This is a genomic window from Psychromonas arctica, assembly GCF_036697365.1.
GTDB lineage: Bacteria > Pseudomonadota > Gammaproteobacteria > Enterobacterales > Psychromonadaceae > Psychromonas > Psychromonas arctica_A.
In genome coordinates this window covers 32957-44691 of record NZ_JBAHZA010000019.1, presented here as the reverse complement: position 1 = coordinate 44691, position 11735 = coordinate 32957, and the positions used below count along the sequence as shown (strand labels likewise).

The 11735-nt window shown below is 37.1% G+C and carries 6 protein-coding genes and 1 pseudogene; 6 read left to right on the top strand and 1 reads right to left on the bottom strand.

Annotated features, from left to right (window positions below; translation table 11 throughout):
- Positions 1-678: 678 nt before the first annotated feature.
- Positions 679-1731 (top strand): annotated as a pseudogene (locus tag V5290_RS15875) (AAA family ATPase); the annotation flags it as partial.
- A 1-nt stretch (position 1732) separates the two neighbouring features.
- On the top strand, positions 1733-2731 hold the full coding sequence (locus V5290_RS15870; protein WP_333387998.1) for a DUF4435 domain-containing protein: 999 nt from the start codon (positions 1733-1735) through the stop codon (positions 2729-2731).
- Between the two features lie 881 nt (positions 2732-3612).
- Here the strand turns inward: V5290_RS15870 and V5290_RS15865 are convergent.
- Positions 3613-4251: a single-stranded DNA-binding protein gene (locus tag V5290_RS15865; RefSeq protein WP_333387995.1), complete on the bottom strand. Its 639-nt coding sequence runs from the start codon at positions 4249-4251 to the stop codon at positions 3613-3615.
- Positions 4252-4901: 650 nt separating this feature from the next.
- On the opposite strand from V5290_RS15865, the gene V5290_RS15860 reads away from it, so the two are divergent.
- From V5290_RS15860 to csrA, 4 genes are all read left to right on the top strand, one after another.
- A complete protein-coding gene (locus V5290_RS15860) occupies positions 4902-5744 on the top strand; it encodes a 23S rRNA (adenine(2030)-N(6))-methyltransferase RlmJ (RefSeq protein WP_416351622.1) in 843 nt (280 codons plus the stop codon).
- 317 nt (positions 5745-6061) lie between these two features.
- A complete protein-coding gene (alaS, locus tag V5290_RS15855; protein WP_333387989.1) occupies positions 6062-8689 on the top strand; it encodes an alanine--tRNA ligase in 2628 nt (875 codons plus the stop codon).
- Positions 8690-8730: 41 nt separating this feature from the next.
- Positions 8731-9963: an aspartate kinase gene (locus tag V5290_RS15850; protein WP_333387987.1), complete on the top strand. Its 1233-nt coding sequence runs from the start codon at positions 8731-8733 to the stop codon at positions 9961-9963.
- Between the two features lie 100 nt (positions 9964-10063).
- On the top strand, positions 10064-10246 hold the full coding sequence (csrA, locus tag V5290_RS15845; protein ID WP_333387984.1) for a carbon storage regulator CsrA: 183 nt from the start codon (positions 10064-10066) through the stop codon (positions 10244-10246).
- The last annotated feature ends 1489 nt before the right edge of the window (positions 10247-11735 follow it).

Here is an 11735-nt window from a genome sequence, read left to right as displayed (position 1 = left end):
CTTAAAATATAAAACGCCCGATGAAGTACACCAGGCGTTTTAATTAAAATACTGTCAACCTATATCAGGACGGGACACTTTTGTAAATAAAAAAGCCGCTATACAGCGGCTTTCTTGATCATTTTTCAACAATCTTAAAATTGTCTTGGTCTAGAACGGTAGTACCCATATACAAGAATGATGTTGGGTGGGTGAGTGCTAGTTACCTTTGTTAGGGGGGGGAGTAATTTTTGGTGTGGTTATAGTTTACACTAATTATAATTGTGTAAAGTAAAGAGTGGGATAAGCCATTTTATCAGCGTTAATTTTACAGTTTGATACCAGTTATATCCCTTATTCTAAGTAATTTCTTTGATACTTATTTGTAACGTGACCTATTGGTGAGTATGTTCAATATTTAGGTTTTTAACCGTTACGTTCATTGTAAATATAAAGTTAATGTCACTTTGGTGCTCTATCTCTCTATAGTACTCAGGAAACTCATACTCAGAACTATTTATTGATGTTATATTATCAGCTTACAAGTATTTAATTTGCGATATAATTTTTAGAATCAATTTGCTTATTATTTTCAACTAAATAGATTTAAAGAAGATATAAATGAAATTAGAAGACTGGAAAGAAAAAAATCCGTATTTCATAGAGTCAGTGAAAGTAACGAAGCTATTATCCAAGTATGATATTACTTGGAAGTTATCAGACACTAATGTCTTAGTTGGAAAAAATGGTTCTGGTAAAAGTACACTTCTTCAATTATTGCATCTAGCGCTTGATGGACCTGATGGAAAAGACAGAAGCATTAATTCTGTTGCTCCAAAGTTTGATAGCATTACTGTCACACTTAACAATGGCATGGCTACTACAGTGTCATCAGGATCTAACAATAACCATAATCAAAAACTTAAAAAGCTACTTGAAAATGTAATTTCTGATCCTGAATTTAGGGAAAAGATGCGAAAGAATTCCGAAGATAAGAATGATGTAGACTTTAAAACACTTTTGGAAGCTTTAAATGTAGATATGAATGAAGAAGGTACTGGCAAAGTAAAACGTACTATCTCAGGCTCAAGTAATTTTATTGATTATTCAAAAGATGATAATGGAATTAATTTATTTAAACAGAATATTTCTATGGAATTCATTTCGACCTTCGACATGCTGTTGTTATCGAAAGAAGAGTATGCCGAATTTGGTGAGAGCACTTATTCACAAATTGATATTATGATAAAAAAAGAAGTATCTAAGCTAAAAAGCTTAATGATTTCTTTAAATAATGAAACATCTACAGAATATACAACTTTGCCGTATAAGAAAGATTTCAACACAATAAAAAGTAGCCGTTTTAGCCAGCTAAATATCTTCATCAAAGAAGTAAATAAATTATTTAACCCTGAAGATAAGCACTTTTCCTTCACTAATGACGGTAGTTTATTAGTCAAAACAATGGGAAAAGAAATATCTGTTGAAGAGTTATCTTCTGGAGAGAAGCAATTACTTATTATTTTGTTAAAAGTAGCTAACACCGGCTATAAACATTCAATAATATTTTTAGATGAGCCAGAAATATCTCTTCATTTGAGTTGGCAAGAAAAGCTGATTTCATCTGTTCGTAGAATAAACCCAAAATCTCAGTTAATTATTGTTTCTCACTCGCCTGGTCTGGTGATGGATGGTTGGATGGATAAAGCTGTTGATATGGCTGATATTTCTGATAAGTGGACTGGGGAATAAGATGCCTAATAAAAGTTTAGATTATGGTTTCAATTCCAAATATATCGCAGGGTATGTAAAATTTAAGCATGGGTTAAATTCTAAGGTTCAAGGCGTTATATATATTGAAAATGAAAAAGATAAGGCTTTCTGGTCTACATACCTAGGGGAAGAAATAGTTTCTCGTTATACTTTTAGCATGGCCTCTGGGCCAGATTGTGAAGAAACTCCTATTAGAGGAAAGTGTCGCTTTGAGCCATATCTTTCTGGTGCATCCAAAGAGGTTGTTTTTGCTATTGATGCTGATTTTGACTTCCTAACACCCGATAGAAACGATAAGTGTAAAAAAATATGTGAAAGTCCATATATTATACATACTTATGGGTACAGCAAAGAAAGCTTTACTAATTCATACAATGTTATTGATGCTTGTTTAGAGCAATATCATTACTTTAATGCCCATGAATATAGAATAAAAGACTTTATCGAAAATTACTCCAAGCGTATCTATTCATGTGTTGTTAAGTATTTGTTTTTATTGAATATTGATCAAGTTCCGTTAAATGATAGTGAATTTTATAATATTATTATTTATGCTGACTGTTATAGTTTATATTTTAAAGATGAATGGGACTCATTTGATAATGAGTTAAATGCTTTAAATAATAAATTTTCTAATGTTCTAGTTGCTTTAGGGGCTAGCACTAATGAATTCGAAACAAAGTTAAATGAATGTGGATTAATTGAAACAACGGTATATCAATATATCTCTGGACATAAATTAGAAGATCAGATAATTAAGCCAATTATAAACTCGATAAAAAGTGCTCTAATTAAAGAGGGAAGAGAAAGTTATATAAATAGCGGTGCAAGGGGAAAAGAAATAAGTAATCGACAGCAAGAATTGGTTAATCATTTTAAGGATAATGTAAACTTTCATACTTTAAAATGCTCATCAGAAGCATGGCTGGACAATCATTTATACGCTATATCGAAAGCTCAATCTCAGGCTTTAGTTTAAAATACCAAGTCCCTCAACTACAGGCACATCTTGCTATGCAAAAACGCAGAATAAAATGTGGATAACGCTTCGCGTTAACACTCTATTTATTTCCGCTTGTACCCGTAGTCACTCCTTTAGGTAATAAATTATTTTTTATTTTTTAAAAGGCAAAACAGGTAGCTATTACGTTTGTGAGAGTTGCTTGGCTGTTTTGTAATGTAAAAAGTGTAAAAGTGTTGGACAGCCACTCATTGAAGTTAACAATATCAATAAGCCAATAAAGAACGATACTCAATTTGGCTACGACAACTTCCCCGTTAAGTTTTTCTGAATAAATCACAGCCTTTAGCAAGCTAAGGCCGGGAGCTATTTATGCGACAACATAGTGTTATGAGCGGACTAAGCTCTGCGTGTCCTTTGACGTTGCTAGCTCATTTCGAGACATGGATGTCGAGTATGAGCGGTGCCAGTCTCTTTGCTTGCTTTCTCTGCTGGAAGAGAGAAAGTAAAGTCGCGACAGGGCGAAGTCAATGCTAACTAGAATCGAGTAGATCTGACGAGCGCAGACGAGATTTAACTGTAATTGGTTATAATACCAATCATACTAATTAACTGATCTATTTTACTTGTTAAAATAACTTATTTCTTCGTTGTAACTTTCATAAAGGAAACAACCGTTTAGTTCAATTTACGCCTTGAACTAAGTCATTTTTCCTGCGCAAAATTTAGATCACTTATTTAATGTAATCGGTATAAGTAAAAAAACAGGATGAATCCTGCGTCCCAAAATCAATATTTCAAAATCAACTCACTAAATCCAAGATATAAAAAAACCTAGCATTGCTAGGTTTTTTAATATTCTAAAATTTAACAAATTATCTCAAAAAGATAACTCAATCCTAGAACGGAATATCGTCATCGAAATCCATTGATGGCTCGTTAAAACTTGCTGGAGCTGTTGGTGCAGGTTTTGCAGCCGGTGCCGGAGCAGCAGGACGAGGTGCTGGTGGTGGCGTTGGTTGAGGAGCCTGTTGTGGTTGGTACGCAGGTGCCATTTGTGGTGGAGCCGATTGTGCTGGTGGCTGTTGAGGTTGATTACCCCAAGCTTGTTGCGGTGCTGCTTGTTGCGGCGCTTGATTTGAGTAACCACCAGGTTGTTGTCCACCTTGATAAGGTTGGCCTTGTCCTGGTGCTTGATTACGTGCATCTAGCATTTGAATATCGTTAGCAATGATCTCTGTTTTGTAACGATCTTGACCATCTTGACCTTGCCATTTATTGGTTTGTAATTTACCTTCAACATATACTTTTGCACCTTTCTTAAGGTACTGACCTACCATTTCGCCGAATTTTCCGAAAACAACAATGTTGTGCCACTCTGATTTATTTTCGTATTCACCTGTTTGTTTGTTTTTCCAACTTTCAGTGGTTGCAATTGAAAAGTTAGCTACTGCGCCACCATTTTGGGTGTAACGCATTTCAGGATCTTTACCTAGGTTTCCCACTAGGACTACTTTGTTTACACTACGGTTAAACATGTTTTTGCTCCGCTATTTCGACTTTACTTAAAATATTGCCAGCGCTCCATAAACATCATGACGCGCTAAAATTTGTTGTGCTTATTGCTGTTCAAAAACCTGTGCATTGACCTGACTATTAACAACTTATTTTCTGACATTACGCTGATTCGACAGTTCGAAAAGGACGATGATTTAAGTCAGAGGTTATTTGTTCTATAAATATACTTTAAAAGCAAAAATAGTCAGTTTACTGCGGTTGTAGATGCCGAGAGAAAATAAAAACTATATTTAGTATTAATTCTGCTAAGCATAAAAAACAAGCCACTACTGTTGACTAGTTTATAGGAAAAAGCCCCTGTAATACTACCGAAAATTTATCTAAAAGATGAAGTGGACCATAAAACTTAGCTATAGAGCTTGAGCTATCTAGTGTGAGCAATCTAAACAGAAAAATATAAAAAGCGAGCCGATAAAATATAGCCGAAGCAAGGCATATTAAATTTATGTACAGATTTTGCTTTAAACAAATTTAATGGCCTAAACGAGCATCCTAATTAAGGTGTTTAGCGATGGATTATGTTTATTTATTTTCAACACAGGTTTTTAGCGCATTCACTAGGCAAACTATTTATACTAGTTGGGTTATTTTATCTATTTTGGAGTTTTTTGTGCTCAGTTACCGTCATTCATACCATGCAGGGAATTATGCAGATGTGTTAAAACATACTGTAATGGTTTCTATCCTTGATTATCTATTACAAAAAGATAAGCCATTTTGTTATCTGGATACCCACTCTGGTTGTGGCGCTTATCAATTAGACTCAGAGCAATCATTAAAAACCGGTGAGTTTAAAGATGGGATTGCTAAGTTATGGGGGAAACAAAATCTACCTGTACCTGTGTCTCGCTATTTAGAGCAAGTGAGTACATTTAATGGTGTGGATAAATTAAATTCATACCCAGGATCGCCAATGATCTGTAACCAAATGCGCCGTGATGATGACCGTATGTTCTTGTTTGAGCTACACCCTAATGAGTTTACTAATATGCGAGGTAACTTCTCAGGCGACCGTCGTATAAAAATGGCTAATACTGATGGTTTACAAGGTTTAGTTGCTAATATGCCACCAAAAGAGCGCCGTGGCTTAGTATTGATTGATCCTTCATATGAAATTAAAACAGAGTATGAAGAAGTTGTTGAAAGTTTAATTGCCGCGCACCGTCGTTTTGCTACCGGCACTTATGCGTTGTGGTATCCAGTGGTAAAACGGACTGTTATTAATAAGATGGAACGTGCACTAAAAGCATCGGGCATTAAAAATATTCAATTATTCGAATTAGCCATTGAAGCTGATTCTGAAGAGCATGGTATGACGGCGAGTGGCATGATTGTAATTAATCCCCCTTGGACGCTTTTGAAAGAGATGCAGCACAGTTTGCCTTTCCTCGCTGAAACTTTAGGTATTGATGGACAAGGACAATATCGAGTAGAGACATTAGTCGCTGAGTAAGAGTAAATTAATCAAGAACCTAACCTTAAATTTTAGTGGTTAGGTTGTTCTTGTATTGCTCTTTATCATACCGTTTAAGTGTTAAGTTTATGCAAACTTACAGTCTTCTTGTAATAGGTTAATCCCCTTAGCCATTTTATCATTTATTTAAAAACACCTTGTTGATTAAAAAATTATTGCTATCTCTGCATTTATAGCTACTTTCGCCGCACCGAGTGGCGTGATATATTAGCCTCCATTTATTTTTGATCTGTTTAGGGCTTAAATCCTCCTTGTTTTAAGAAAGCCTAAATCGACACTTTTACACGGAATATATCATGACTAAATCGACATCTGATATTCGCCAAGGATTCATGGACTTCTTTGGTAAAAAAGGGCATCAGACAGTGAGCAGCAGTTCACTTGTTCCTGATAATGACCCGACACTGCTATTTACAAATGCAGGGATGAACCAATTTAAGGATACTTTTTTAGGTTCTGAAACAAGATCTTACACGCGTGCTACTTCAAGCCAACGCTGTGTACGTGCTGGTGGTAAACATAACGATTTAGATAACGTGGGTTACACTGCGCGTCACCATACTTTCTTTGAAATGTTAGGTAACTTTAGCTTTGGTGATTACTTCAAAGAGCAAGCTATTGCATTCTCGTGGGAATACTTAACAGAAGAGTTGAACATTCCAAAAGAAAAACTGTTAGTAACAGTTTACGAAAGTGACGATGAAGCATTTTCATTGTGGGCTGATAAAATCGGCGTACCAGAAGATAAAATTATTCGTATCGGTGATAAATCGCCTGAGAAAAAATTTGAGTCAGATAACTTCTGGTCAATGGGTGACACAGGGCCATGCGGCCCTTGCTCTGAGATTTTCTATGATCATGGTGAGCATATTTGGGGTGGTCCTCCAGGCACTCCTGAAGAAGATGGCGATCGCTTTATCGAGATTTGGAACATTGTATTCATGCAATTTAACCGAAGCGCAGATGGAACGATGGAAGATTTACCAAACCCATCGATTGATACCGGAATGGGATTAGAACGTATTTCTGCGATCATTCAAAACGGCCATTCAAATTACGATATCGACCTTTTCCAAGGCTTGATCAAAAAAGTAGCCGAAGTTACTGGTGCACAAGATCTTGAAGATAAGTCTTTACGTGTAGTTGCCGATCATATTCGTTCATGTGGTTTCTTAATCTGCGATGGTGTTATGCCATCTAACGAAGGTCGTGGCTATGTGTTGCGTCGTATTATTCGTCGTGCCGTTCGTCATGGACATAAGCTAGGCGCACAAGGCGTCTTCTTCTATAAAGTGTACGAAGAGCTGATTAATCAAATGGGTGATGCTTACCCAGAGCTAGAAAAACAACGTGAATTTGTAGAAAAGATCTTACGTTTAGAAGAAGAGCAATTCGGTAAAACCTTAGAGCGTGGTTTACAAATCTTAGATAACGAATTAGAGGCGTTAACAGGCTCAGTTATCCCGGGTGATATTGTTTTCAAACTTTACGATACTTACGGTTTCCCTGCTGATTTAACTGCTGATATCGCACGTGAACGTGAATTAACTATCGACCAAGATGGTTTTGATGCAGCAATGACTGAGCAACGTACGCGTGCTCAACAAGCTAACAACTTTGGTAAAGATTACAACGATGTTTTAAAAGTTGAAGATAAAACTAAGTTTCTTGGTTACCAAACATTAGAAGCTGAAGGCACTGTGGCTTCGTTAATTAAACAAGGTGAGTTTGTACAAACCTTAGCTGAAGGTGATAACGCACAAGTTATCTTATCACAGACACCTTTTTATGCTGAGTCTGGTGGTCAAGTAGGTGATGCGGGTGTGTTAACATTCGGCGAAGTAAAATTTGTAGTTACTGATACTAAAAAATCAGGTGATGCATTCCTGCATATTGGTTACTTGAGCGCAGGTACATTAACGATTGGTGATACAGTACAAGCGCAAGTAGAAGCAGACCGTCGTAAAGCAATTGCCTTACATCACTCGGCAACGCACCTATTACACGCTGCATTACGTGAAACCTTAGGTGAGCATGTTACGCAGAAAGGTTCATTATGTGATGCTGAGAAATTACGTTTTGATTTCTCGCATTTTGAAGCTTTATCTACAGACACGTTGAATAAAGTTACTTACTTAGTTAACCAAGCAATTCGTAACAACTTTGAAGTTGTGACGCAATTGATGGATATTGAGCAAGCCAAAGAAAGTGGTGCAATGGCATTGTTTGGTGAAAAATACGATGACATGGTACGCGTAGTGACAATGGGCGACTTCTCTGTTGAACTTTGTGGCGGTACACATGCTCAACGTACGGGTGACATGGGCTTATTTTTAATTACATCTGAAGCGGGTACCGCGGCTGGCGTTCGTCGTATTGAAGCAGCGGTTGGTGAAGCTGCGAGTGGTGTATTACAAAACCTTCGTGAGCAATTCTCTAAAGCTTGTGACTTAGTAAAAGGTGATACTTTCACGCTAGGTGAAAAGATCATGGGCACGTTAGATCGTAATAAAGCGCTAGAGAAAGAGTTAGCACAATTAAAAGCGAAAATTGCTAGTGAAGCTGGCTCTAATCTAACTGACCAAGCCGTTGACGTGAATGGTGTAAAAGTTGTTGTTGCTCATATGGAAGGGGTAGACCCTAAATCATTGCGTACTAGCGTTGATGAAATGAAGAACAAGTTACAGTCAGGTGTCGTAGTATTAGCAACAACTGTAGGGGATGACAAAGTTAGCCTTGTGGTTGGTGTGACTAAAGACTTAATTGGTAAAGTGAAAGCGGGTGAATTAGTGAATGTTGTTGCTGTTCCTGTTGGTGGTAAAGGTGGCGGTCGTCCTGATATGGCGATGGCAGGCGGAAACAATCCAGCTGCTTTAAAAGATGCATTAGCGTTAGTTAACCCTTGGTTAACCGAACGTTTGTAAGAATTAAGAGTCTATACCCGTGAGTATAGCAAGGAAATGAGATGGCACTGATAGTTCAAAAATATGGCGGTACTTCAGTAGGTACTGTGGAGCGTATTAAAGCGGTTGCAGACAAAGTAAAGGCGACAAGAGAAGCGGGTCATGATGTAGTGGTTGTTTTATCTGCGATGTCAGGTGAAACAAATCGCTTAATTGCCTTAGCTAAAGAGTTTGTTGAAAAGCCAAGTGCACGTGAAATGGACGTGTTATTAACAACAGGAGAGCAAACAACCATTGCATTATTGTCAATGGCGTTGCATAACCTGGATGTTGAAGCTGTGTCCATGACAGGTGACCAAATTCGCATGAAAACGGATTCTAGCCACTCTAAAGCACGTATTTTAAATGTTGAAACTGAAAACCTTCAGAAGTATTTAAAAGCGGGTAAAGTGGTTGTTGTTGCTGGTTTCCAAGGCCGTAGTGAAGAAAATAACATCACAACGTTAGGTCGTGGTGGTAGTGATACTTCTGCTGTGGCTATCGCTGCTGCATTAAAAGCCGATGAATGTCAGATCTATACAGATGTTGATGGAGTATATACAACTGACCCTCGTGTTGAGCCAAATGCACGTCGCCTTGATAGCATCACTTTCGAAGAGATGTTAGAAATGGCTAGCCTAGGCGCTAAGGTCTTACAGATTCGCTCTGTAGAATTTGCAGGAAAATACAACGTGCCACTACGTGTACTTTCTAGTTTTAAAGATGGTGGTGGTACGTTAATTAGTTATGAGGAAAATAAAATGGAATCTCCTGTTATCTCTGGGATCGCATTCAACCGTGATGAAGCTCGTTTAACTTTATCTGGCGTGCCTGATCAACCAACCATTGCTGCTCAAATTCTTTCACCTATTGGTGCTGCTAATATCGATATCGATATGATTGTGCAAAATACATTAGGTGACGGTAAAACTGATTTTACGTTCACAGTACACCGTGATGATTACGCAGAAGCAACTAAGCTATTGAATGTTGTTTGTGCTGACTTAAAGGCTGATTCAGTGCAAGGTAATAACGAAATAGCCAAAGTGTCTATCGTTGGTGTAGGTATGTGGAATCATCCTGGTGTTGCACAAAAAATGTTTGAAACATTAGGTGCAGAAGGTATTAACATGCATCAAATTGCTACTTCTGAAATCAAAATCTCAGTATTAGTAGATGGTAAATATTTAGAATTAGCTGTACGTGCTTTACATAAAGCATTTGAGCTTGAGACTGAGCCAAAGCAAGAAAAATAAAATATGCGATAACACAGTAAATATAAATAGTAATTTTACTGTGTTATGAGTCATACTAATATAATCATTATATTCAACAGAATAATTTAGGAGCTTAAATATGCTAATTTTGACACGCCGTGTAGGCGAAACGCTTATGATTGGTGACAACGTAACTGTAACAGTATTAGGTGTTAAAGGTAATCAAGTACGTGTTGGTGTTAATGCGCCAAAAGATGTATCTGTACATCGTGAAGAGATCTACATGCGTATTCAAGCTGAAAAGAACGCAACCACTAGTTAAGTTATTAACTAGTTTGTTGTTATTCTTTGTATAGTGGCTAAAAACCACTATCAACAGTAATAAACAAAATGTTGAAAAGAAGAGCTAATTAGCTCTTTTTTTATGTCTGTTGTTTTTTTGTGATTAACTAAGTTGGTGAATAACACTGTAATTTACGAAATATTTTAAGGGGCGTTGGCTTTAGCCTGCAGTGTTTTGGCTTTGTGCTTTATCGATATTTATGGGAATTACGACACATCTTTTCAGGGGCGCTGGCTTTAGCCTGCAGTGTTTTGGTTTTTGTGTGTGGTTTTAGTATTTTTATCCTGTAAATCTTTGCTGCTTCGTTAATTCCAAAGCAACTAATAGCAGCATGCGATGACTCGCATACTAGCTTTAGCCTGCAGTGTTTTGGTTTTGTATATTTTTAAGTATTTTGATCCTGTAAACCTTTGCCGCTTCGTTGAGTCCAAAGCAACTAATATCAGTATGCGATGACTCGCATACAGGCAGACTAAAGTCAGCGCCCCTAATATTAGACTTCGTCTAATAGCTAACGCAGCTTATTTGCGTTTGTTAATGGATAGCACGAAAGACTTTCGATTTAATGTTTTATCGATATTTATGAAAGTCACGACACATCTTTTCAGGGGCGCTGGCTTTAGCCTGCAGTATTTTGGTTTTTGTGTGTGGTTTTAGTATTTTTATCCTGTAAATCTTTGCCGCTTCGCTAATTCCAAAGTAACTAATATCCATATGCGATGACTCGCATACTAGCTCTAGCTTGCAGTGTTTTGGTTTTTATGTGTTTTTAAGTATTTTGACCCTATAAATCTTTGCTGCTTCGTTAATTCCAAAGCAACTAATAGCTGTTTGCGATGACTCGCAGTCTGGCTTTAGCCTGCAGTATTTTGCTTTTTATATTTTTAAGTATTTTGAACCTATAACTCTTTGCTACTTCGTTAATTCTAAAGCAACTAATAGCAGTATGCGATGACTCGCATACAGGCAGACTAAAGTCAGCGCACCTAATATTAGACTTCGTCAAATAGCTAACGCAGCTTATTTGCGTTTGTTAATGGATAATACGAAAGATATTTCGATTTAATGTTTTATCTATATTTATGAAAGTCACGACACATCTTTTCAGGGGCGTTGGTTTGATCTGTAGTGTTTTGGCTTTGTGCTTTATTGATATTTATGGAAGTTACGATATTTCTTTTCAGGGGCGCTGGCTTTAGCCTGCAGTGTTTTGGCTTTGTGCTTCATCGATATTTATGGAAGTCACGACACATCTTTTAAGGGGCGCTGGCTTTAGCCTGCAATGTTTTGGTTTTTGCTTGGGGTAATGCAGTTAAATAGCAGTATGCGATGGCTCACAGACTAAAGTCCGCGGCCCAAATATCAAATTTGTTCTAATGGTTATTCCAGCTTGCTGTAGTTTTAGCTTTTTATTTTGCAGTACTGGGATTATTAAACAGAAGTCTAAAGCATAAATGTAAGCGCTCTC